We start from the raw sequence: 25360 nt of genomic DNA, 5'->3' as shown, positions 1-25360 counted from the left end.
ACCTTACAGTAAAAAACTAAGTTTTCTAGAGGGTTTAAAAATACAGCGAATAAAAAAAGGAATGACGCATGCCGCTAAACACAAAAAAAACTATCACCTATGGTGGCATCCACATAATTTCGGACAAAATACAGAGGAGAATTTCAAGGCACTAGAAACGTTATTTATTCATTATAGCACGCTAAATAATACTTATAATTTCAGCAGCAAAACCATGACAGACTTAACAGGAATATTTCACAAATAACAAAACACTAATTCACTAATATAAAAGGCAATAAACCTATTTACTTCTTTTTTTAATTCAATATAAAAACCAAGCAGTAACGTGTCCTAAATTGAAAATATTTAAAACAAAAACCCTCTGTTTTAACAAAAAAACACTTTCATTAAACAACCGTAAAAGCACTAGGCATCCATGGTCTATTTTCATAAAACAACGAATACAATACAAGAAACCATATATTATAAAGAACACCCCGAACTAGTAACCTCATTAAAAACAAAAACAAGTAACTATATTCTCATAATTTCGTATATTTAACTACACCTATAACAAGCAGTTATACACACCTCCCTCTAACACATTAATTTAGCAAAAAGCAATTAAAATCAATTACTATTGTTATATAAATAAATTAACCCAAAAGCGTGTTTAAATCTAGATAAAACTTAATACCTTTATTATTTAAATCAAAGAACGTTTAAATGGGTTCTTTGTCGTATTTTTTTGATTTATACTCTAAAAACAACAATATTTATATGGCTATTAATGAATCTAAACTGAATTCTAAAATCTGGTTATCTCCACCGCATATGAGTGGACACGAACAAGAATTCATTACAGAAGCATTTAAATTAAATTGGATCGCTCCCTTAGGACCAAACGTAAACGGTTTTGAAAAAGATATTGAAACATATCTAAGTCAGAACAGTAACGCAACGGTTTTAAGTTCAGGCACCGCAGCAATTCATCTTGCATTAACCCTTTTAGGAGTTAAACAAGGTGACGAGGTTATATGCCAAACAAAAACGTTTGTAGCATCTGTAAACCCAGTGGTTTATTTAGGAGCAACACCTATTTTAGTGGATAGCGAAGAACAAACATGGAACATATGTCCCTTGTTATTAGAAAAGACAATAAAAGATAGAATTAAAAAAGGAAAAAAACCAAAAGCTATTATAGCTATTAATTTATACGGAATGCCATATAATGTAAAACAAATTCAAGCAATATCTAATCAATACAACATTCCCGTTGTAGAAGATAGCGCGGAAGCATTTGGCAGTCAGGTTAATAATCAGAAATGTGGCACATTTGGCGATTTTTCTATTCTTTCGTTTAACGGAAATAAAATAATAACAACCTCTGGTGGTGGCGCTTTAATCACCAAAACCGAAGCTTTAAAGAAAAAAGCAATCTTTTTAGCTACACAAGCAAAAGAAGACGGCATAGAATACGAGCACCAAACTATTGGCTATAATTATAGAATGTCTAATATCATTGCAGGAATTGGTAGAGGACAAATAAAAGTTCTGGACAGCTATGTCGCTTTAAGACGAAGAAACCATGACTATTATTACAGTCAGCTTCAAAACTTGGATGCCATTACCTTTTTAGAAGAACCAGAAGGATACACTTCTAACAGGTGGTTAACTTGCATCTTACTAGACACAAAAGAAACAAGAGATCGTTTACTAGAATTATTAAACAACAACAATATTGAAGCAAGACCCTCTTGGAAACCAATGCATTTACAGCCTTTATACAAAGACGCTCCTGCATATTTAAACGGTGTTTCTAATAGTTTGTATGAAAAAGGCTTATGCCTACCAAGCGGATCTAGTCTTACAGAAACAGATTTAAATCGAATAACGAAATTAATTATATCGCACTTTGATTAATTATAACGACATATTAAGAAAACTAACCGATAGATACGCATCCAAATGGCTTGTGTTGCTGTTTGATTCTTGCATTGTACTACTCACCTTCTTTATAGCGTATATAATTAGATTCAACTTTGTAATAGATTTTAATTTTTACACCTTTTTAAAACAACTTCCATTTGTATTCGTCGCAACATTAATTAGTTTTTTAATAGTTAGCTCACACAAAGGCGTTGTACGATTTACAGGAGTAAAAGATGTGGTTAACGTTGTTATTGGGCTAAACATATTAGCAACCATATTAATTATTACAACCTATATAAGTAGAGAGTATAATTTTGATAGTGTTTTTGATATCCCAGGGTCTATAATATACATTCATTTACTGCTTAATATCTTCTTTATAATTGGTGCGAAATTCTTTATTAAACACATGTACAGAAGTCTGTTTCATGATTTTGAAAGCTTAAAAACAGTACTTATTTATGGTGCCGGAAATTCGGGAATGGTAACCTATGACGCTATTACAAATGATGCAAAAAGCAACATTAAGGTTTTTGGTTTTTTAGACGATAAAGAAGGTAAAATCGGAAAGAAAATAGACATGCTAAATGTTTATAACCCAAAAAAAATAAATAAAGAGTTTGTAGAAAAAAACAAAATAGATGAAGTAATTATATCTATTCAAAACATAAACTCTAATCGCTTATTAGAAATCTCAGGGTCTTTCTTCGCTTTAAATTTAAAAGTGAAAATTGTTCCAGACGTACAACACTGGATTGATGGCGACCTAAGTATTGGTCAAATAAAAAACATTAAAATTGAAGACCTTTTAGGAAGAGAACCAATTAGAATAGACAACCCTTTATTAACAGACGAATACAGCAATAAAGTACTTTTAGTAACAGGTGCTGCAGGCTCTATTGGTAGCGAGTTAGTTAGAAAACTAAGCAACTTTAAATATAAGAAACTAGTTATTATAGATAATTCTGAATCTGCTCTATATGATTTACAACAAGAACTTAAAAGAAATAAAATAACAAACATTGAAACTATTATTGCAGACGTAAGAAACAAACAACGTTTAGATCAAATTTTCAACACCTATAAACCAGAAATTATATTTCATGCAGCTGCATACAAACACGTACCTTTAATGGAGAACAACCCATTCGAAGCAGTAAGTGTAAATATATTTGGCACATATAATACCGCAGAACTTGCCATGAAACATGGTGCAGAAAAATTCATATTAATATCCACAGATAAAGCAGTAAACCCTACAAATGTTATGGGTGCAACAAAGCGAATTGCTGAAATATGCATCTTCTGTCAGAAAAATATAGTAAAAGGAAAAACAAAATTTATCATCACGAGATTTGGTAACGTACTAGGTTCTAACGGTTCTGTAATTCCTTTATTTAAAAAACAAATAGAAAACGGAGGCCCATTAACAGTAACCCACAAAGATATTATACGATATTTTATGACCATCCCAGAAGCAAGTCAATTGGTAATTGAAGCAGCCGCAATGGGATTAGGTGAAGAGATTTTTGTTTTCGATATGGGGAAACCAGTCAAAATAATAGATTTAGCCAAGAATATGATCGCCCTTTCTGGTCTAAATTACCCAGAAGATATTGATATTAAAATAATCGGACTTCGACCTGGTGAGAAAATTTACGAAGAACTATTAATAGATGGAGAAAACACAAAACCCACCTATAACGAAAAAATAATGATTGCCAAATGCAGAAATGTAAATGAAAGTCAATTAGAAAAAATTAAAAACTTATTAAACTTAGATTCTACTTCATCCAATATAGAAATAGTATCTTTAATAAAAGGTATCGTACCAGAATACACCCCTAACAATACTAAATACGATGTTTTAAACGTAAAATAAATTCAAAAACGCTATTAATCATGAAACCAATTTTTAACCAACCAAAAACTAGTATTGTTGCTACGCTATTAGCCCTTTTTCTATTCGCGTCTTGCGCAACAACACAAGAAGTCGCTTACTTTCAAGACGAAACTCTTGAAAACTACGAACCTATCGACTTTAACACAGATGTTGTCTATAAAACAAACGACAAAATTTCAATAATTGTTTCGTCATTAGACCCAGAAGCAGCAAGACCATTTAACCTTCCTACCATATCTGAAGGCCAATCTGCAATTGTAACACAAGGAAGCACCAAAATGCAGACCTATTTAGTGGATAAGTATGGTAATATTGAATTCCCTGTATTAGGACAAATAAAAATAGGAGGCCTAGGCAGAACAGAAGCAACCGAATTACTAAAAACTAGACTAAAAGAATACTTAAAAAATCCAATTGTAAATATTAGACTAATAAACTTTACAATCACGGTATTAGGAGAAGTACGTAATCCTGGAACATTTGTTCTAGAAGACGAAAAAATATCTTTATCGGAAGCTTTAGGTTATGCCGGAGATTTAACCATTCACGGAAGAAGAGATAACGTATTACTTATTAGAGATAATAATGGTAAAAAGCAGTATTCTAAATTCGATTTAACATCCATTTCTGTTTTAAACAACCAAAGCTATTACTTAGCACAAGACGATGTTGTATATATATCGCCAAACAAAGCTAAAGTACGCTCTTCATCTTATAACCAAAACACTGCAGTTGTAATTTCAGCACTTGCCGTAATAGTATCATTAACTGCAATTATTGTAAATTAAAAAGCCTACCGATGAATAATAACGCTGCAAATCAAAAAGAGCATTTTAGAGATTTAGTAGATCCATACTTAAGTAAATGGAAACTAGTGATCTTATGCGTAATTGTCGCAATAGCTTTAGCGCATTTATATTTGAGATACGCCACCTATCAATACAGAGCAAGCGCAACTATACAAATTAAAGACGAAAGACAAAGCACGAAACTACCTGAGCTTTCCTCGTTACAAAATTACGGGTTATTCAAAAAAGACCTTAATAATGTTTTAGATGAAGCCGAAATTATTGGCTCCAGAGAGCTAATAGAACAAGTTGTTAAAGATTTAAAATTCAACATTCAATATTATGTAGAAGGAAGAATTCAAAATCACGAAGTATACGCTAATCCGCCATTAAATTTAAATTTTAGCGCTACAGACTCCGTTCTTTTTCAAGCAGACACCATAATGAATGTAAAAATACATTCAAAAACACAATTCCTGCTTAAAGGTATAACAGAAGGTGAAAAAATATGGAAATCAAAAGATCAGAACATAGAAGATCAAGGCACATTACATAGTTTTGGTCAACCTATAAAAACAGGATTTGGAGATATTATAATAACCCCAAACCTTGGACAGTACGCAGCTAAAATTGGATCCAATATCACCATTCAAATTTCTCCAATCAGTAAAATAATTGGAAGTTTTAAAGGCGATTTACGTATTGAAACCAAGGAATACTCTAGTATTATCAAATTATCGATCACCAATAACAATAGAGAAAAAGCATCCTTATTTTTAAGCAGATTAATCGAGGTTTACAATAATGATGTTGTTAAAGACAAGCAGCAAGTAGTAGAAATTACTTCCGACTTCATTAACAGCAGACTTGAAATTGTTTCTAGAGAGCTAGGTCAAGTAGATTTAACTGCAGAAACCATTCAAAAAAGAAACAGATTATCAGATTTAGCAACGCAGTCTAATATCTTTTTACAAACAGAAAGAGATAATGAATCTCAAATAGTAACCACTACGAATCAAATTCAGCTAATTGATTACATGAAAGATTTCGTAGATGAAAACAGTGAATCTTCCGATTTATTACCAGCAAATATTGGTATTGCTGAAAATTCCATTAGCGAAATTACAAGAAGACATAATGATCTTGTTATAGAAAGAAACCGACTATTAAAGCATTCTAGTGAAAAAAACCCAACCGTTGTAAATCTAACCAATCAGATTGATGAGCTAAAAGGTAATTTAAACCAGAACTTAAACAACATCAAATCCTCTAATGAAATTACATTAAGCGCTTTAAGTGAAAAAGCAAGCAAGATAAGCGGTAAGATTTATTCTACACCTACAAAAGAAAGACAGTTTAGAGACACCCAAAGACAACAAAACATAAAAGAGTCCCTTTATTTATACTTACTTCAAAAGCGTGAAGAAGCAGCGATTTCTCATGGTATCTCCTCTCCTAACGCTAAAATAGTAGATAAAGGATATGCTGGCGGAAAACCAATTTCACCTATAAAACCAATAATATATTTATCTGCTCTTATTTTAGGAGCTAGTTTACCAATAGGACTAATCTATTTATTCCAATTGCTAGATTCTAAAGTGCACACAATAAAAGATATTAAAAAGAATATAGATGTACCCTATTTAGGTGATATACCAAAATCTAATAACCGTAAAAAGTTAATTGACAAAGTGGACTACTCTTCAAAAGCAGAGGCTTTTAGAATGGTAAGAACCAATATTGATTTTATGCTTCAAGACATCACAACCAGAGCTAAAATCATTTTTGTTACCTCCACAACTAGTCAAGAAGGAAAGTCACACACCTCCATAAATCTAGCTTCTTCGCTCTCTTTTTCTGAAAAGAAAGTACTTTTAATTGAAACAGATATTCGCGTACCAAAAGCGACTAACTACTTAAAAATTAAAAACGACATAGGAATCACTAATTTTATTGGCAACAAACAGCTTACCGCTAGTGAGGTAACAACAAAATTAGAAGATAATCCTTTTTTAGATGTAATTCCGTCGGGTGTTATACCTCCTAATCCTTCTGAGTTATTAATGAGTGATCGTGTTGGAGAATTATTTGAAGCTGTTAAAAACAAGTACGACTACATTATTGTAGACACCGCTGCTGTTGGTTTAGTTACAGATACACTACTAATTAGTAAGTATGCAGATATGTTTGTGTATGTAGTGCGAGCTAACTACATCGATAAACGTCAATTACATATAGCACAAACCATGTACACCGAAAAACGCCTACCAAATATGGCTATTTTATTAAACGCTGTAGACCACAAAAAAGGTGGAAGCTACACCTATGGCTATGGTAAAGATCCTTCAAAGAAAAAATGGTGGAAAAGATCTAGCTAACACTTAATATGTCATAAAAAACCCCGAAAATTAAAATTTTCGGGGTTTTTAAATTTAAAATCAGAACTAATCTTCTTGCAAACTATCCCTTTCTACGTTGTTTTTCTTTCTTCAATAAAGTAAGCTCTCTTCCTGTTTGTCCTGCAACAGACGTATTCTCTTCCGCTCTACGGATAAGATAAGGCATCACATCTTTAACTGGTCCGAAAGGAATATATTTCGCTACATTATACCCATAATGCGCAAGGTTGTAACTAATATGATCACTCATACCATAAAGCTGTCCAAACCAAACTCTAGAATCCTTATTCGCTATGTTTTTAGTTTTCATTAAATCCATAACCAAATAACTACTATCTTCATTGTGCGTTCCCACAAACACAGACATAATATCTAAATGATCTAAGGTATACGCAACAGCTGTATTAAAGTTTTCGTCTGTTGCTTGCTTACTAACACAAATTGGTGAAGTATATTTCTTCTTTTCTGCACGCTCATTTTCTTTTTCCATATAAGCACCACGAACCAATTTATAGCCAAGAAAGTAATTATTAGCTTTCGCTAAAGCAGTCTCTTTTTTCAAAAAACCCATTCTATCATGTCTATACATTTGTAATGTATTATAAACAATAGGTTTTTCAGTATTATACAATTGCATCATTTGTGTAACCAAATCATCTGCTGCGTCTTGCATCCAGCTTTCTTCACCATCAATTAAAACAACAACATCTTTTTCTTTTGCAGCTCTACACACCGTATCAAACCTTGCAACTACCCTATTCCATTCCTCTTGCTCTTCGGAAGTAAGCGTTCCTCTTTCACCTAATTTCTGATATAAATGAAATCTTCCAAAACCAGTTGGTTTAAAAACCACAATTGGCATGCTTTCTTTTTCATCAGCAAAATTTACAATCTTCAATATTTTCTGCATCGCTGCATCAAATTCTACTTCACTTTCTTTTCCTTCTACCGAATAATCCAAAACAGAACTCACTCCTTTAGTGTACATGTTCTCTATAACAGACAAACAATCCTCTTCGTTTACACCACCACAAAAGTGATCGAAAACCGTAGAACGTATCAAACCTTCAATTGGCAGATTAGCTTTTAAAGCAAAGTTGGTAGCTGCAGTACCAATACGAACCAAAGGCTCATTAGAAATCATTTTAAACAAAAAATAAGCACGCTCTAATTGCGTATCTGTTTTTAATGCGAAAGCAATTTCTGTGTTTTCAAATATTTTATCCGTTTGCATGATGCGATTATTAAATTTTATAGAACAAATATAATTGAAGTCTACCAAATTTGATTAATTTCTCCTTATTTTTACCCTAAAATAATTCTATAGTTAATGACACCTATTACCACACAAGATTACAGTATCTATTTTAATGAAAGCGCTTATACTTCTTTAAATGAACACTTAAAAGCTGCAAATTATTCTAAAATTTTCTTTTTAGTGGATGAAAATACGAATGCAGATTGCATTCCTTTTGTACTAGCAAATATAGACGCTGAAATAACGTATGATGTTTTAGAGATCGAATCTGGTGAAGAAAACAAGAACTTAGATATCTGTTTAGGACTTTGGGAAGCTTTATCCGAATATGGAGCAGACAGAAAAAGTTTAATGATCAATGTTGGTGGTGGTGTAATTACAGACTTAGGTGGTTTTGTGGCTTCTACTTTTAAACGTGGTATTTCTTTTATAAATATCCCTACATCTTTGCTTGCCATGGTGGACGCCTCCATTGGCGGTAAGACCGGAATAGATTTAGGACATCTAAAAAATCAAATCGGAGTTATAAATACTGCTGAAATGGTGCTAATAGACACCGCTTTTTTAGCAACACTACCAGAAAACCAAATGCGCTCTGGCTTAGCCGAAATGCTAAAACACGGATTAATTTCAAACCAGACGTATTGGAGTAAATTTCTAGATCTTTCTAAACAAACAACTAAAGATTTAGACGTGCTTATCTACGAATCTATAGTCATTAAAAAAGATATTGTAGAGCAAGATCCTAATGAAGAAAACCTTAGGAAAACTTTAAACTACGGACATACACTAGGTCACGCTATAGAGTCTTATTTTTTAAGCAACGCAGACAAAGAATCATTGCTTCACGGTGAAGCAATTGCTGTAGGTATGATTTTAGCAAGCTATATCTCTACCAAACTTGTTGGTCTTGACACCACTATAAACGAAGAAATAAAAACAACAATCACAAGTGTTTTTGGTAAAGTAATTTTCGACGAAAAAGACTACGCTCCTATTATTGAGCTACTTATATACGACAAAAAGAACGAACATGGTAACATCAACTTTGTTCTTCTTGAAGCTATTGGAAAACCAAAAATCAACTGTAAAGTTTCTAACGAATTAATATTAGAAGCATTTAATTTTTACGCTTCGTAACTTTTTGGTTTAAAATTTTGTAACTTTATTTCGCTAGTTAAAGAAAACACTTGGATTTATTAACTTAAATACTCTAGTTATGCGAAGAATAATTGTAGACTACAAAAAACTAACTCCAGAACTCCTGGATTTGTTAACACAAAAATTTCCAGATGGTTATGGAGATAACGACATTATAGTGTTTGATAACCATAAAAACGAAACTATTGAAGCGGTTGAAGTGAAAACAGAAGACGCTATTTACCTAGTAAAAGTAAGCAGCAAATTACATTACACCATGACTAATTTTGATAGTAATGATGATGTAATTTTAAACGATTCTGGACACATTATTATTAACGAAGAAGAAGAATAATTATAGATATCGCTCTTTAATCACTTGGCAATGGTGCTTTTCATGACCTATGATAATAAAGCCTATCGCTCTAACAGACATGTTTCCTCCACTTGCTTTACCGCTTTGTAAAAGCATATCGTTGGTAAAACTCTCAAACAAACTTATTGTAGTTTTCTTATATGTGTATATTCTTCAATAAGCGAAGCTTTCGTTCTTCTGTTTGCTTCACTAGAAGGCGTATATGCATCCTGATCGTATCCCGGCAATTCCGTTTTATCATTTCTAGAAAAACGCAAAGCACGATATGCAAACACGCGTTCTGTATCTATTATATGCTGCAACACTTCTTTTACACTCCATTTTCCTTCCGCGTAAGCGAACTCCATCTTGTCATCTGGTAAATTATTAAAAAAGCTAAGCGTTGTATTAAAACTGTCACTCAAACCGTCTAACAAGCTTAAATCACTAGCCTTAGCAATATAAGTCCCATAATAAGAATTGTATTCTGAAGCATTTAAATCTTTTACTTTCATAATTTTAAGGAATAAAAAAAGCCCTTAAAAAAAAGGGCTTAGTACGTGTTTATATAACTTCTATAATTCGCTAAAAATAGAATGCATTAATCGTTTTTTATCGTTTATACTCTCTTCTAAAGAAATCATCGATTCTGTTCTGTAAATACCTTCAATATCATCTAACTTAAAGATAATGTCTTTTGCGTGCTCTGTATTTTTCGCTCTAATTTTACAGAAAATATTAAATTTCCCTGTAGTAATATGCGCTACAGTTACATTTGGTATTTCGTTGATACGCTCTAAAACAAATTTTGTTTGCGATGTGTTCTGTAAAAACACCCCAACATAAGCAATAAAGGAGTAACCAAGTTTTTTATAGTCTAAAGTCAATGAAGAACCTTTGATAATTCCTGCATCTTCCATTTTTTTAACTCTTACATGCACAGTTCCAGCAGAAATTAATAATTTTTTCGCAATATCTGTAAAAGGAACTCTCGTATTTTGAATCAACATATCTAAAATCTGATGATCTATTTCGTCTAATTTGAACTTAGCCATTTTATTGTATTATTAAATTTTCTTCAAAAATAATACATTTTTATTGATTTATATATACTAAATTTCAAGATTTTGTTAATTTTAATGAAATTCCTTCATTTTTCAACTTTACTAAATCGTTTTCGTAACCTATAATTATTGCCTCTTTTTTCACCGTTTCCACCACACTTCCATTAGCCTCTATTTCCCGATGTGCGAAAAACTGATTTAGACTTGTAAATTTTTCGATTCTAGGAACAAACGCAACAGAATCCGCTAATAATCGCTCTTGATATTGAATAGCTATATCTAACAAATCTCCATCTTGCACTATTCTAGCGTTTCTAATAATAAGGTCATAAAAGCACTTATGGTTTTCAGGAATATCTAAATAAGAAGCATACGCATCTCCAGTAACCGTGTTTTTAGCGATATAATTCAACGAAACTACAAAAGACTGAAAAATATACTCTCGCACCACTTCTCTCGTGTAGTCGTCCCTATAATGACCAGCTTCAAAAAGAATTGTTGGTATGTTTTGAGTTTGAAAGGTGTCACCAACACAGTTAATATTAAAAGCGTCATCATAAACACCAACTTGATTTGGTATTTGTTGCTGTAAATTAGCATTCATAACCGCAATAACCTCCATTGCTCTCTTTCTATTAGGAGTAATAGTACAGATTTCGTCTTGTGCTGGAGCTAAAAAGGATACCGTTGCCGAGTTGTTTGTGTCTCCTGCACTAAAAATAGTCCGTTGCCCATGTAGATTATAGCAAAAATGAGGTTTAAAAGTCTCAAAACAGGCTTTAAGAATAACACTCTCTGGCTGCGAAAGATTTTGCGCGTCTCTATTTAAATCCACCTGATTCGCATTAACACGTGTATATGCTTTTGCGCCATCGGGACTTAAAATAGGTATAATTTGTATCGTGCAAGTCTTTAAAATAGCTTCTGAAACTTCTTCACTACTTAATAAAAGGTTCAATAAATCGAAAATCGCCTTCGTTGTGGTGCTTTCATTTCCGTGCATTTGCGACCACATTAATATTTTTTTCGGTCCAGACCCAATGGTAATAGTATGAATATTTTCTTGAAGAACAGATTTCCCTACCATTAAAACTTCGCATTTTTTAGCTAATTTTTCCAGTAGAGGAGCTATGCTTTCCGAGTGAATATATCGTCCAAAAAGCCGTGCTTCTTTGTGTTCTTTATATAATGATTTTAAGGTTTCTAATTCCATATGTAATTTGTATTGATTACAAAGGTAAACAATTGATAATTTACAATTGTAAACAAGATTACACAGTGCTTTTGGTTACATTGTTAAACAAAAACAATAGCGTTTACAAGACGAAACATAAAATCACTTAGAAAAATTTAACATAATTTAAATTTAACAATCAAATATCTTATTTTCAGTTAATTAGATTTAATTATATAAAGTAAAAAATCAACTACAATCAAATATAACAAGTAAATACAATAGTGCTAACAAAATAATGTTTACATTTGTAACGTTATAAAAACAAAACAACTTGTTTACAATGATAAACACCGAAGGATTTACAAAAAGACTACAGAAAGTCATCGATTTTTACGGAGAAAGTGCTTCCTCTTTTGCAGAGAAAGTTGGCGTGCAACGCTCTACTATTTCGCATATTCTTTCCGGCAGAAATAAGCCAAGTTTAGATTTTGTAATGAAGGTACTCTCCCATTTTCCGGAAGTAGAATTATATTGGTTGATGAATGGAAAAGGAGTTTTTCCAAATGAAAATAAAACCGAAGAAAAAATTCCAGAAACTCCGAAAGTGGAAAAAGTGGAAAAAACAATACCCCCTCCTAAAAATGAAAATGTAGAAATTCCGAATCCATCTTCTTCTAATTTTTCCTTAAACACTTCTTCCGAAAAAAAAATAGAACGCATTGTAATTTTTTATACCGACGGTAGTTTTCAAAATTTCAACAATTCATAAACTAGTACCTAAAATTTTCAAATAAACGATTATTACGACTTTTAGCAAAAAGATGTATTATAACAGAAAAGATTATTAATTTTGTATAAAAGATTTTTAATGAGATATTTTCTGGTTGCCTTAGTACTTATAAGTTTTTCTAGTTGTTACCAAGTAGAGAGAAATTGTACAGATTATAAAACAGGTAGTTTTTATAGCGAAGTTATAATTGACTCTGTGGTTTATAAATCTGATTTTACAAGAACTAAAGATTTACAAATAGAAGTGTACCAAGGTAAAACAGATTCTGCACAAGTACGCTGGATTAACGACTGCGAAATGATCTTTAAGACCATGAACCCTAAAAACATGGCAGAACGTAAAGACGTGCATTTAAAAATCCTCACAACAACAGATAGATCGTATACTTTTGAGTATTCTTATGTTGGCGAAAAGCTGAAACAAAAAGGAAAAGCTTTCAAGAAATAGTTTTTTAACACCATGAAATAAATAGCAAATAGATATGTTAGATTTTTTACTTACTAGTGATGCGTTATTCGCACTATTAACCTTAACGTTTTTAGAAATTATTTTAGGTATAGATAATATTGTATTTATATCTATTGCTGCAAATAAATTACCAGAAGAGCAGCGTAGCAAAGCAACAAACATTGGTTTACTACTAGCCATGGTACAACGTATTATATTGTTGTTCTTCGTCTCTTTTTTAGTCGGCTTAAGCGAACCCTTTTTTCATTTTGAAAGTTCCTGGTTACAAATAGCAATAAGCTGGCAAAGCATCATACTGTTTGTTGGAGGATTATTTTTAATTTATAAAAGCACATCAGAGATTAGAGAAAAAGTAGAAACACCAAGTCATGATGAAGACGAAATAAAAGGAAAAAAGATAACCTCTTTATCGCAAGCCATTACGCAAATAATAATTATTGATTTTATTTTCTCTATAGATTCTATTTTAACTGCTGTTGGTATGACAAATGGTTTGCATGAAAACCACTACTACACTTTAGTTTTAATGATTATTGCTGTTGTGATATCTATTGCAATTATGATTGGTTTTGCAAACCCAATACGTAAGTTTATAGATGCCCATCCAAGTATGCAGATTTTAGGATTATCTTTTTTAATTCTAATTGGTTTTATGTTAATTACTGAAGCTGCTCACCTTTCACACACTAATTTATTTGGAAAAACGGTTGGCGCAATACCTAAAGGATATCTTTATTTTGCCATTGCATTCTCATTAATGGTAGAGTTTATTAATTATAGAATTACTAGGAAGAAATAAAACATTCTTAAAACTGGTCTCCATTTAGGTTATTCAATAACCTCAAAATAAGCACATACTAAAAATGCCATTCCGAATTTAAAATGATAAATATTTTTCTTCCAATGTTGGTATTTTCCACAACATTGGAAGATTTATTATAATTATATAGATTCTGAAACAAGTTCAGAATGACAAAGTATTAAAACAAAGTTATTTGTCCGTCTTCACCTTCAGGAAGCTCTTTATCGTCTTCAGGTTTTTCGTCTTCCTTTTTAGGTTCTTCTTTTTTAGCATTTTCTGCTTTTGGACTTTCTTTTACTTTTTCTTCTTTAAACTTTTCCTCTTTAGGTTTTTCCTCTTTAACTTTTTCAACAACCGGTTCTTCCGCAACATTCTCTTCTTCTACCACTTCAATTTCTTCGGCTGGAATTTCTTCAGGAGCTTCATAAGGCAAAGGATCTAGTAAACTTATTTGATTTACTTTGTCTTTAGTAAGTTGATTTCCTAAAGCTGAAATTCCTTTTACAGCAATAAATTCTTCTAAATTTATTTCTACATTATCTTTTCTATCTTTTCCTCTTTCTTTTTTAAACTCAATATCTGCCATTGGTTTCCAATCTGTAGAAACAATTTCCAATTGCGATTTTGGGTGTTCTGAAATAAAGCTTTCTTCTTTTCCTTCTACTTCAATTAAAAAACGTTTTACATAATAGCGTTCTTTTTCACCATCAAAATAAATTGCCGAAATTGGTTTTTTAGGAATCCATTTTTCCAACACAATCATGTCTTCATCAAAATGCGCTGTGATTTCTGGAAGTATGGTTTTTACCATTCCAGACTGTGTGATGATTAACAATCTATCTTCTCCTCTAAATTCTCCAATTAATTCTCCTCTTGCATCTACGTTTAATCGTTGCACGGTATCATCGAACCAAATTTTGCGTGGCTTTAAAGTAGAAACTCCTTTTTCTTTGAGCTCAATTTTCTTAACCGCATGTTTTGTAACAACGTTTCCTTTAGATGCTCTTCCTTTTATTAATACATCTGAAAAATCTAAATCCCATTTCAGTTTTTTGACTCCGCCAACTTGACGTAATATTATAGAAACCACTTCTGCTTCTCCATTTGGATTTGCAGAAAAATATAAGACTACGGAACTAGAATTCCCATTGGTTAAATCATATTCTCTATCTCGAGTTGTGCTGGTAACGGCAAATCGTTTCACATAGGAAGGTCCGCCTTTACCATCGCGGTAAATCATATTATAAATAGTACGTTTATCTTTCTTTTTAAAGATAGCAACATGAATAATATCTTTTCCAATAAAAGTTTTACTATCTACTTTGGTAACCATCATTTTACCCGATTTGGTAAAAACAATAATATCATCAATATCACTGCAATCGCCAACATACTCGTCTCTTTTTAACGAAGTACCAACAAAACCTTCTTCTCTATTGACATACAGCTTTGTGTTACGAATAATTACTTTTGTAGCATCAACGTCATCAAAAATTCTGATTTCTGTTTTACGCTCACGTCCTTCACCATATTCCTTTTTTAATCTTGTAAAATATGCAATAGCATAGTCGATAAGATTTGCAAGATGATGTCTTACTTCTGCAATTTGTTCTTCAAGTGCATCAATTTTTTGTTGTGCTTTATCAATATCAAATTTAGAAATACGCTTGATTCGAATTTCAGTTAAACGCGTGATATCTTCTTCTGTAATAGCACGTTTTAAATGTTTTATATGTGGCTGAAGTCCTTTATCGATGGCCTGAATTACACCATCCCAAGTTTCTTCTTCTTCAATATCGCGATAGATTCGTTTTTCAATAAAAATACGTTCTAAGGAAGCAAAATGCCATTGTTCTTGAAACTCGCCAAGTTTAATTTCTAATTCTTGCTTTAAAAGCTGTACCGTATTATCTGTACTACGACGAAGCATTTCTGAAACACCAACAAAATAAGGCTTGTTATCTTCAATAACACAACCTAAAGGAGAAATAGACGATTCACAATTGGTGAATGCGTATAGAGCATCAATGGTTTTATCTGGAGAAATCCCGGAAGGTAAATGCACCAAAATTTCTACATTGGCCGCAGTATTGTCTTCAATTTTCTTTATTTTTATTTTTCCTTTTTCATTCGCTTTTAATATAGAATCAATTAAAGACGAAGTATTGGTAGCAAAAGGAATTTCTGTAATTACTAATGTATTTTTATCATACTGAGAGATTTTTGCTCGCACGCGAACCTTTCCTCCTCTTAAACCATCATTATAACCAGTAACATCTGCAATTCCTGCAGTAGGAAAATCTGGAAGAATGGTAAATCGCTTTCCTTGTAAGTGTTTTACAGAAGCATCAATTAACTCGATAAAATTGTGTGGTAATATTTTTGTCGATAAACCAACCGCAATTCCTTCTCCTCCTTGTGCCAAAAGCAACGGAAACATTACCGGAAGATTTACAGGCTCTTTTCGTCTACCATCATAAGAAGCTTGCCATTCGGTGATTTTCGGATTAAAAACAACATCCAATCCAAATTTAGAAATACGCGCTTCAATATAACGTGAAGCTGCTGCTCTATCTCCAGTTAGTATATTTCCCCAGTTTCCTTGTGTGTCGATTAGCAAATCTTTTTGTCCGATTTGCACCATAGCATCTGCAATACTTGCATCTCCATGCGGATGGTATTGCATGGTATGCCCAACAATATTGGCTACTTTATTGTAACGTCCATCATCTAGATCTTTCATGGAGTGCATGATTCTGCGTTGTACCGGTTTAAAACCATCTTCAATTGCAGGAACAGCACGCTCTAAAATTACATACGATGCATAATCTAAAAACCACTCTTTGTACATTCCTGTAACTCGAGTAATGGTTTCTTGCGGTTCTATGTTTTCGTTTTGTTCATTTACCAAATCATCATTTCCCTCTATCATGAACTAGCTAATTTTCTATTGTTTTTAATCATTTTATTTAAAGATTGCTTGATGTATTTTCGTTTCTTTTTAGAAACCAAAGTAACATTAAATCGTTCTTTTTTAGAAGTACCACTTTTATCCTTTATTAGCAATACCAAAGTATTGTACACTACATAGTTATTAAACTTAAAACCTTTTAAATCGGTTTTATTGAACTCTACAGTATGTTCTCTATAATTAAACCTATCGGATAATAATAAACCTTTATTAGTAACCACTACCTTCATGCCATCACTATCATACTCAAAAAATTTGGAGATAGAATGTACCGCAAAAAATAGTAAGCTAAAACTTAATACTATAATTAAGAAAACGACTAAAGGATTACTACTAATTTCATTAAACATTCTAAACATTATAGCAGAGATAATAGCAAATATTACAAGTATAAAATATATAGAAACTATGAAATTTTTTGTTTTATGATTGTTTGTTCTCATTTATGATTTTCTGTTTTAATGTAGAAATTACGCCTTATCTTCTTCTATAATATCTAATTCTACTTTAAGATTTTCGATAATAAACTCTTGTCTTGTTGGAGTATTTTTCCCCATGTAAAAACTAAGTAAATCTTCGATAGACATATCCTTATCTAGCATCACAGGATCTAAACGAATGTCTTCACCAATAAAATGAACAAACTCATCTGGCGAGATTTCACCAAGTCCTTTAAATCGAGTGATTTCAGGTTTCGGTTTTAGTTTTTCTACCGCATCTCTTCTTTCTTGTTCCGAATAGCAATACGCCGTTTCCTTTTTATTTCGGACTCTAAACAATGGTGTTTGTAAAATATATAAATGCCCTTCTTTTATAATTTCTGGGAAGAATTGCAAAAAGAAAGTAATTAATAACAAACGAATATGCATACCATCGACATCGGCATCTGTTGCAATAACAATATTGTTATAACGTAAATCCTCAATAGATTCTTCAATATTTAAAGCGGCTTGTAGTAAGTTAAATTCCTCGTTTTCATACACGATTTTTTTACTAAGTCCGTAACAGTTTAACGGTTTCCCTTTTAAACTAAATACTGCTTGCGTATTTACATCTCGTGATTTTGTAATACTACCAGATGCAGAATCTCCCTCGGTAATAAACAAGGTGCTTTCTAGGTTTCTTCCGTTTTTAATATCGCCAAAATGCACTCTACAATCTCTTAATTTTTTGTTGTGCAGACTTGCTTTTTTAGCTCTATCTTTTGCGAGTTTACGAATACCGGAAAGCTCTTTACGTTCGCGTTCTGCTTGTAATATTTTACGCTGAATACTTTCTGCTACATCTGTGTTTTTATGTAGAAAGTTATCGAGGTATTTTTTTAGGAAGTCGTTAATATATGTTCGTACCGTTGGAAGCTCTCCTCCCATATCTGTAGAACCAAGTTTGGTTTTGGTCTGACTCTCAAAAACGGGTTCCATTACTTTAATAGCAATGGCGCAGACTACCGATTTACGTATATCGGAAGCTTCGTAATTTTTACCAAAATACTCTCTTATGGTTCGCACTAATGCTTCTCTAAAAGCAGCAAGATGTGTTCCTCCTTGCGTGGTGTTTTGTCCGTTAACAAAAGAGTGATATTGTTCGCTATATTGTGTTTTACTATGTGTAAGCGCTACTTCTATATCGTCACCACGTAAATGAATAATTGGATAAGATCTATCGGTTTCGTTGATGTTTTCAGAAAGTAAATCTTTTAAACCATTTTCACTGTAGAATTTTTCGCCATTAAATACAATAGTTAAACCTGGGTTTAAGTACACGTAGTATTTCAGCATTTTTTCTACATACTCGCTTCTATATTTGTATTTTTTAAATATAATTTCGTCTGGAACGAAAGATACTTTGGTTCCTTTTCGTCTTGAGGTATCTTCTAATAAATCTTGATTAATAAGGTTACCTTGCGCAAATTCCGCGGAAGCGCTTTTATTATCCCTTGTAGATTCTACTCTAAAAAAGGAAGACAATGCATTTACAGCTTTGGTACCAACTCCGTTTAAACCTACCGATTTTTTAAAGGCTTTAGAGTCGTACTTTCCTCCTGTATTCATCTTAGAAACTACATCTACTACTTTTCCTAAAGGAATACCACGACCATAATCTCGAACAATAACCTTAGTACCATGAATAGAAATCTCAATGGTTTTACCTGCTCCCATGACATATTCATCGATCGAGTTATCTAGCACCTCTTTTAAAAGAATATAAATACCATCATCTGCCGAAGAACCATCACCAAGTTTTCCAATATACATTCCTGGACGCATACGAATATGCTCTTTCCAGTCTAGTGAGCGTATATTATCTTCGGTATATTTGGTTTCTTGAGACATAGTTGAATAAAAATAGGATAAGTTGCTAAGATAGTATTTCGTAGGAAAAAATGAAATACAGAAGGCACAAAGTAATTAACAAGTTATTAGAAAATAAAAAGGAAGAGGTCATCGGTTTTTAATACGATGTCATTTTATGAATTATTCAAATATTATGAAATAAAAAAGCGAGATGAAAAATTCATCTCGCTTTTAAAATTTACTCTATTTTATCTATTCTTTTTTACACATTAAATAAGAAATGCATAACATCGCCATCTTTAACCACGTAATTTTTTCCTTCTACTCGCATTTTACCAGCTTCTTTTACTTTCGCTTCACTACCATAAGTAACAAAATCTTCGTAAGCAATAACTTCTGCTCTAATAAAACCTTTTTCAAAATCGGTATGAATAACTCCAGCAGCTTGAGGTCCGGTTGCTCCAACATTAACTGTCCAAGCTCTTACTTCCTTCACTCCTGCAGTAAAATACGTTTGTTGTTTTAATAATTTATAAGCAGAACGAATTAATTTTGCTGCTCCAGCTTCTTCTAATCCTATATCTTGAAGAAACATTTGTCTTTCTTCATAATCATCCAATTCATTAATATCTGCTTCTGTACCAACTGCCAATACTAAAACTTCCGCATTTTCATCTTTTACAGCTTCTCTAACTAGTTCTACATAAGCATTACCAGAAACAGCAGACCCCTCATCTACATTACAAACATACATTACTGGTTTGTCTGTAATAAACTGACTAGGTTTTACAAATTCTAAGTAATCTTCATCGCTAAATTCTAAAGCTCTTACCGAAACACCAGCCTCTAAGTTTTCTTTTATTTTTAATAAAACAGCTTCTTCTTTTTGCGCTTCTTTATTTCCTGTTTTTGCAGCTCTTTTTACTTTATCTAATTTTTTATCTACAGTTTCTAAATCTTTTAACTGTAGTTCCATATCGATAGTTTCCTTATCTCTAATCGGATTTATATTACCATCTACATGAATAATATTGTCATTATCAAAACAACGTAACACATGTAAAATAGCGTCGGTTTCTCTAATGTTTGCAAGGAATTGATTTCCTAAACCTTCTCCTTTACTTGCTCCTTTTACTAAACCTGCAATATCTACAATCTCTACAGTTGCTGGTTGTACACGAACTGGATTTACTAGTTCTTCTAGTTTTTCTAACCTAGGATCTGGTACATTTACAATACCAATATTAGGTTCAATAGTACAAAACGGAAAGTTTGCACTTTGTGCTTTAGCATTAGATAAACAATTAAATAAAGTTGACTTTCCTACGTTTGGTAATCCTACAATTCCTGCTTTCATATTTGTTTTTCCGCTAATGCGGAAATCTTTAAATTAAACTTCTTTTTCCTGCTAAAGGCATACGCCTTTAAGGAAACTAATTTTTATTAGCGATTGCAAATATAAATTATACTTCTCAGTATTGATTAATTTTTAATAAATAAGTTAATAACTTAAAAACAAAACATTCCTTAAATATTTAATTTCCATATCTTTAAGATAACTAATCTTAAAAAAACAAAACAAATGAAACACTTATTTTTATTTATGCTATCTCTTTTTAGTATCAGTTTTGCTATTGGACAAACCGTAACAGGTAATATTACGGATGCAGAAGGCTTGCCTTTACCCAATGTTAATATTATTGAAAAAAATACTTCTAATGGTGTTACCACCGATTTTGATGGAAATTACAGTATTGAAGTAAGTGAAAATGCGACACTTATTTTTAGTTATGTTGGCTATGACTCTCAAGAATTAAAGGTAAACGGACAATCTTCTATTCATGTTACCATGTCTGAAGGCGTAGGTTTAGACGAAGTGGTACTGGTAGGATCTCGTAGCCCTAAAAGAACCGCTTTAGACACCGCTGTTCCCGTCGATGTTCTTGATGTTGCTGGAATTGCGTCTACAACAGGAAAAGTCGAAGTTAATGAAATACTTCAATATGCAGCACCTTCCTTTAATGCCAGTAAACAATCGGGGTCTGATGGTGCCGACCATGTGGTTCCTGCTTCTTTAAGAGGTTTAGGCCCCGATCAAACACTAGTTTTAATTAATGGAAAACGAAGACACCAATCTTCTTTGGTAAATGTCTTTGGAACAAGAGGTCGTGGAAATTCTGGTACCGATTTAAATGCGATTCCTGCTTCTGCAATTAAAAGAATAGAAGTTTTAAGAGATGGTGCTTCTGCACAATACGGATCCGATGCCATTGCTGGTGTAATTAATATTGTACTTAAAAATAATACCGATGGTGTTTCTGGAGGTATTACTTATGGTGCTTATAGCACAGCCGTTGGAGATGGTTGGGAAGAAAAATCTGGAGAGACCTTATACAATGTAGAAGGAGAAAACAGATTAGATGGTAAAGACAGAAAGTATGATGGTGAAACTGTTAAAATCGATTTAAACTATGGGGTATCCTTAGGTGAAAATGGCGGTTTTGTAAACTTTACCACAGAATTATTATCGAAAGACAACACACTTCGTCCTGGTTTTTCTTGGAGAAAAGGATATGGTAGTGCTGGTGTAGACGGATTTAATTTTATGGTAAATGCGGCAATTCCTGTAGGGGATAAAACTGAAATTTATGCTTTTGGTGGTCGCAACTTTAGAGACACCAATGCTTATGCTTTTTCTCGTGATGGTGAAGGAGATGATAGAACTGTCTTAAGTTTATATCCGGACGGATTTACACCTAGAATAACATCTAATATTACGGATGTTTCTGTTTCCGCTGGTGTAAGACATGAAATGAGTAACGGATGGCATTTAGACTTTAATAATACCTATGGTAAAAACAACTTCCATTATTATGTAAAAGATAGTAATAACGCTTCTATGCAAGATGGTTCTCCTACAGATTTTGATGCTGGTGGACATTATCTTTCTCAAAATACAACTGGAATAGATTTTAATAAGTATTTTGAAGATGTAGCTTCTGGATTAAGCATTGCATTTGGTATAGAATATAGAACCGAAAACTTCGGTATTTTTGCAGGAGAATTAGCTTCTTATTCTGTTTATGATGGTTCAGGTGCTGTCAATAATCCTTATGATGATATCGTTAGAGATGAAAATGGAGATCCAGTTTTAGATGGAGATAATGAACCGATAACGAATCCAAATGAAGATTTATTACCTGCCGGACCAGGAGGTTCTCAAGGTTTTCCGGGGTATAGCCCAGCTAATGAAATAGATAGAAGTAGAACCAATTATGGTATTTATTTTGATTCTGAAATCAACATTAGCGATGATTTTTTAATTGGAGGTGCTTTACGTTTTGAAAACTATAGTGACTTTGGAAACACCTTCAACTTTAAAATAGCAAGTAGATATAAATTACTAGACGATGCATTAGCAATAAGAGGTTCTGTATCTACCGGTTTTAGAGCGCCTTCTTTAGCGCAATTATATTACAACCTTATTTTTAATAATATTGTAGCTGGTGAATCTGTTCCTTCTTTATTATCGGCAAACAACAGTACAGTAACTAAAGCATTTGGTATTGAAGAATTAAAAGAAGAAAAAGCATTTAACGGAAGCTTAGGTTTTACCTTTAAGAAAAGTGGATTCACTGCAACTATAGACGGTTATTTAATTAATGTAGACGACAGGATTATATTAACAGATAATTTTACAGATCAAGCAATTTTAGGCCCTCTTAATGTAGATGCTGCACAGTTTTTTGCAAATGGTGTAGACACACAAACAACAGGATTAGATATTGTTTTAGGTTATGAAATGTCTTTTGGAAAGGATAGTAAAATAAATATAGGAGTTATAGGAAACATAAATAAGCTAAAAATTAAAAACATTAATACTCCAGAATTTGAAGGAAGTAGCATGACAGATGAAGAAGCAGAATTAAGATTTTTCGGTCCTTTTTCACAAGCATATTTGCAAGCTGCTGCTCCAGATTATAAATTTGGTTTAAATCTTGGTTATACTAAATCTAAATTCAATGCCTTAGTATCTATTACTCGTTTTAGTGAAGTACAACTTCAAGATTTTCAATGGGTAGATTCTCCTCCTGTAACTTTTGCAGAAGCGGATGCTTTAAAACTAGTTGCAACTGATACCTATGAAGCAAGAAATATAGTAGACTTAAGTTTAGGATATAAGTTTACAGAAAGCCTGAGTTTAACTTTAGGAGCAAATAACTTATTTAATGAATATCCAACTTCTCAATTTGATGGCTGGACAGACCAAGGAGGATTAGCAGATTCTGTGCAAATGGGTTCTGATGGTAGATATATTTTTACTAGATTAGGGTTTAATTTCTAAATTATTAAAAAACAAAAAAACCGAGCAATAGCTCGGTTTTTTTATTAAAAATATACTAAATATTTAATCTTCCGGATGCATAAATTTTTGCTTTCCTAAAAGTACTTCTTTTTCTTCTACGTGATCATCATCCGGTACACAACAATCTACAGGACATACTGCAGCACATTGTGGCTCTTCATGAAAACCTACACATTCGGTACATTTATCTGGTACAATGTAGTAAATCTCATCACTTATTGGTTCTTGTGCTTCGTCTGCATCTACAGATTTTCCGTTAGGTAAAACTAATTTACCATCTAAACTCGTTCCATCTTTGTATCTCCAATCGTCTGCACCTTCATAAATTGCTGTATTTGGACATTCTGGTTCACAAGCACCACAATTGATACATTCGTCTGTTATTATAATTGCCATAGCGTAATTTTCAATTTAATTTAATAGTCTTTAAAAACGATGAAAATTCTATAAAATTAAGAATTATTTGAAATTTAATTTAATCCTTTTAAAAAAATAGGTTTAAAAAAATTTCGTTCATTTCATTTTTCTAACTTTGCGCAAAAATAACGCCAAAAGTATTCATAACCAAATACAAGATGAATTTAGACCAAAGAATTAACGCTTTTGCAAAATTAGGAGACTTTTTAAGCCAATTTACTTCTGAAAACTTTCAGAAAAAAGATAATGTAGAACACAATGAACTATTTTTTGAAGGATTTAAACACCAAATAAAACTAGCACAAGAACATAACGGATGGTTTACTAAAAAAAACCTAGTCTTTACTTTTAATAGTTGGTCTAATGCTTTAACAACTAAAAATTTAACAACTTGGTTAGAAACGTATGACTTCAACAAAGTAAATACACAAAAAGTTGCTATTATTATGGCAGGAAACATTCCGTTAGTTGGTTTCCATGATTTTTTATCTGTTTTAATTTCCGGACATGAAGTGCTAGTAAAACAATCTAGTAACGACAAACACCTCCTTCCTTTTATAGCAAAATATTTAGAACATGTAGCACCTGCTTTTAAAGGAAAAATAACGTTAACAGATCAAAAACTAGAAAATTTTGATGCGGTTATTGCAACAGGAAGTGATAATACTGCGCGCTATTTTGAATACTATTTTAAGAATAAACCTTCTATTATTAGAAAAAACAGAAACTCTGTTGCTATTTTAACAGGAAACGAAACCGAAGAAGAGCTAACGGCTTTGTCTGAAGATATTTTTAGATACTACGGTTTAGGATGCAGAAACGTATCGAAGCTGTTTGTACCAAAAGATTACGATTTTCAAAGATTTTTTAAAGCAATGTACCCTTGGAATGCGATCATAAACGAAAGTAAGTACGCTAATAATTACGATTATAATAAAGCAGTATATTTAATGAGTGAATTTGATATGCTAGAAAACGGCTTTTTAATGATTAAAGAAGACGCTAGTTTCGCTTCGCCAATTGCTACCGTTTTTTACGAATATTACGATAGCACAGAAGCACTTAAAACGTATATAGATACTAACCTAAACAACATTCAATGTATTGTATCTAATGGCTTTAACGAAAACGAAATAGTATTTGGTAAAACCCAACAACCAGAACTTTCCGATTATGCAGATGGGGAAGACACAATTGCATTTTTGTTAAAAATTTAGTGGATAAATTATCATTTTAATAACATAATTCCATTCA

General features: G+C 32.3%; 21 protein-coding genes. 12 read left to right on the top strand and 9 right to left on the bottom strand.

Annotation, left to right across the window (positions count from 1 at the left end):
• Window positions 1-61 precede the first annotated feature (61 nt).
• From AMD28_RS18930 to AMD28_RS13835, 5 genes are all read left to right on the top strand, one after another.
• Entirely contained in the window at window positions 62-247 is a 186-nt protein-coding gene (locus AMD28_RS18930) for a hypothetical protein (protein WP_241492519.1), read from the top strand.
• Window positions 248-762: 515 nt separating this feature from the next.
• Window positions 763-1905: an aminotransferase class V-fold PLP-dependent enzyme gene (locus AMD28_RS13850; protein WP_055445046.1), complete on the top strand. Its 1143-nt coding sequence runs from the start codon at window positions 763-765 to the stop codon at window positions 1903-1905.
• Complete coding sequence (locus AMD28_RS13845; protein ID WP_193787284.1) at window positions 1898-3796, top strand: polysaccharide biosynthesis protein; 1899 nt, start codon at window positions 1898-1900, stop codon at window positions 3794-3796. Before AMD28_RS13850 ends, AMD28_RS13845 begins: the two co-directional genes overlap by 8 nt.
• A gap of 20 nt (window positions 3797-3816) precedes the next feature.
• Window positions 3817-4605, top strand: coding sequence for a polysaccharide biosynthesis/export family protein (locus AMD28_RS13840; RefSeq protein ID WP_055444736.1), 789 nt, complete (start codon window positions 3817-3819; stop codon window positions 4603-4605).
• Window positions 4606-4616: 11 nt separating this feature from the next.
• Complete coding sequence (locus AMD28_RS13835; RefSeq protein WP_055444735.1) at window positions 4617-6983, top strand: GumC family protein; 2367 nt, start codon at window positions 4617-4619, stop codon at window positions 6981-6983.
• An 82-nt stretch (window positions 6984-7065) separates the two neighbouring features.
• On the opposite strand, the gene AMD28_RS13830 is transcribed toward AMD28_RS13835, so the two are convergent.
• Entirely contained in the window at window positions 7066-8238 is a 1173-nt protein-coding gene (locus AMD28_RS13830) for a proline dehydrogenase family protein (RefSeq protein ID WP_055444734.1), read from the bottom strand.
• A 96-nt stretch (window positions 8239-8334) separates the two neighbouring features.
• Between AMD28_RS13830 and aroB the strand changes: the two genes are divergently transcribed.
• Both aroB and AMD28_RS13820 read left to right on the top strand, forming a co-directional pair.
• Window positions 8335-9402 carry a 3-dehydroquinate synthase gene (gene aroB, locus AMD28_RS13825; RefSeq protein WP_055444733.1) on the top strand — a complete coding sequence of 356 codons (1068 nt, stop codon included), beginning with the start codon at window positions 8335-8337 and terminating at the stop codon, window positions 9400-9402.
• Between the two features lie 79 nt (window positions 9403-9481).
• Window positions 9482-9757 carry a hypothetical protein gene (locus AMD28_RS13820; protein ID WP_055444732.1) on the top strand — a complete coding sequence of 92 codons (276 nt, stop codon included), beginning with the start codon at window positions 9482-9484 and terminating at the stop codon, window positions 9755-9757.
• 143 nt (window positions 9758-9900) lie between these two features.
• Here the strand turns inward: AMD28_RS13820 and AMD28_RS13815 are convergent, their stop codons facing one another.
• The 3 genes from AMD28_RS13815 to AMD28_RS13805 form a co-directional block, all read right to left on the bottom strand.
• Complete coding sequence (locus AMD28_RS13815; protein ID WP_338035240.1) at window positions 9901-10272, bottom strand: DinB family protein; 372 nt, start codon at window positions 10270-10272, stop codon at window positions 9901-9903.
• 60 nt (window positions 10273-10332) lie between these two features.
• Complete coding sequence (locus AMD28_RS13810; RefSeq protein WP_055444731.1) at window positions 10333-10812, bottom strand: Lrp/AsnC family transcriptional regulator; 480 nt, start codon at window positions 10810-10812, stop codon at window positions 10333-10335.
• Between the two features lie 64 nt (window positions 10813-10876).
• On the bottom strand, window positions 10877-12034 hold the full coding sequence (locus tag AMD28_RS13805; RefSeq protein WP_055444730.1) for a M14 family zinc carboxypeptidase: 1158 nt from the start codon (window positions 12032-12034) through the stop codon (window positions 10877-10879).
• A 304-nt stretch (window positions 12035-12338) separates the two neighbouring features.
• On the opposite strand from AMD28_RS13805, the gene AMD28_RS13800 reads away from it, so the two are divergent.
• The 3 genes from AMD28_RS13800 (at window position 12339) to AMD28_RS13790 (ending at window position 14055) form a co-directional block, all read left to right on the top strand.
• Complete coding sequence (locus AMD28_RS13800) at window positions 12339-12767, top strand: helix-turn-helix domain-containing protein (RefSeq protein ID WP_055444729.1); 429 nt, start codon at window positions 12339-12341, stop codon at window positions 12765-12767.
• 99 nt (window positions 12768-12866) lie between these two features.
• Complete coding sequence (locus AMD28_RS13795) at window positions 12867-13235, top strand: hypothetical protein (RefSeq protein ID WP_055444728.1); 369 nt, start codon at window positions 12867-12869, stop codon at window positions 13233-13235.
• Window positions 13236-13269: 34 nt separating this feature from the next.
• Window positions 13270-14055 (top strand): TerC family protein, encoded by a 786-nt coding sequence (locus AMD28_RS13790; RefSeq protein ID WP_055444727.1) that lies wholly within the window; start codon window positions 13270-13272, stop codon window positions 14053-14055.
• A gap of 181 nt (window positions 14056-14236) precedes the next feature.
• Here the strand turns inward: AMD28_RS13790 and AMD28_RS13785 are convergent, their stop codons facing one another.
• The 4 genes from AMD28_RS13785 to ychF all read right to left on the bottom strand — a co-directional run bounded on the left by AMD28_RS13785 (window position 14237) and on the right by ychF (window position 20680).
• Window positions 14237-16990 carry a DNA gyrase/topoisomerase IV subunit A gene (locus AMD28_RS13785; RefSeq protein WP_055444726.1) on the bottom strand — a complete coding sequence of 918 codons (2754 nt, stop codon included), beginning with the start codon at window positions 16988-16990 and terminating at the stop codon, window positions 14237-14239.
• Entirely contained in the window at window positions 16987-17379 is a 393-nt protein-coding gene (locus tag AMD28_RS13780) for a hypothetical protein (protein ID WP_241492518.1), read from the bottom strand. Before AMD28_RS13780 ends, AMD28_RS13785 begins: the two co-directional genes overlap by 4 nt.
• Before the next feature lie 120 nt (window positions 17380-17499).
• Window positions 17500-19362 (bottom strand): DNA topoisomerase IV subunit B, encoded by a 1863-nt coding sequence (locus AMD28_RS13775; RefSeq protein ID WP_055444724.1) that lies wholly within the window; start codon window positions 19360-19362, stop codon window positions 17500-17502.
• A gap of 223 nt (window positions 19363-19585) precedes the next feature.
• Complete coding sequence (ychF, locus tag AMD28_RS13770; RefSeq protein WP_055444723.1) at window positions 19586-20680, bottom strand: redox-regulated ATPase YchF; 1095 nt, start codon at window positions 20678-20680, stop codon at window positions 19586-19588.
• 225 nt (window positions 20681-20905) lie between these two features.
• Here ychF and AMD28_RS13765 point away from each other — a divergent pair, with 225 nt between their 5' ends.
• Entirely contained in the window at window positions 20906-23668 is a 2763-nt protein-coding gene (locus AMD28_RS13765) for a TonB-dependent receptor (RefSeq protein ID WP_055444722.1), read from the top strand.
• 63 nt (window positions 23669-23731) lie between these two features.
• Here the strand turns inward: AMD28_RS13765 and AMD28_RS13760 are convergent, their stop codons facing one another.
• Window positions 23732-24085, bottom strand: coding sequence for a 4Fe-4S dicluster domain-containing protein (locus AMD28_RS13760; RefSeq protein ID WP_055444721.1), 354 nt, complete (start codon window positions 24083-24085; stop codon window positions 23732-23734).
• Between the two features lie 179 nt (window positions 24086-24264).
• Here AMD28_RS13760 and AMD28_RS13755 point away from each other — a divergent pair, with 179 nt between their 5' ends.
• On the top strand, window positions 24265-25323 hold the full coding sequence (locus AMD28_RS13755) for an acyl-CoA reductase (protein ID WP_055444720.1): 1059 nt from the start codon (window positions 24265-24267) through the stop codon (window positions 25321-25323).
• Window positions 25324-25360 lie beyond the last annotated feature (37 nt).

Origin of the sequence: Lacinutrix himadriensis, assembly GCF_001418105.1 — a bacterium.
GTDB classification, from domain to species: Bacteria; Bacteroidota; Bacteroidia; order Flavobacteriales; family Flavobacteriaceae; genus Oceanihabitans; species Oceanihabitans himadriense.
This window is presented reverse-complemented; position numbering and strand designations above follow the sequence as displayed.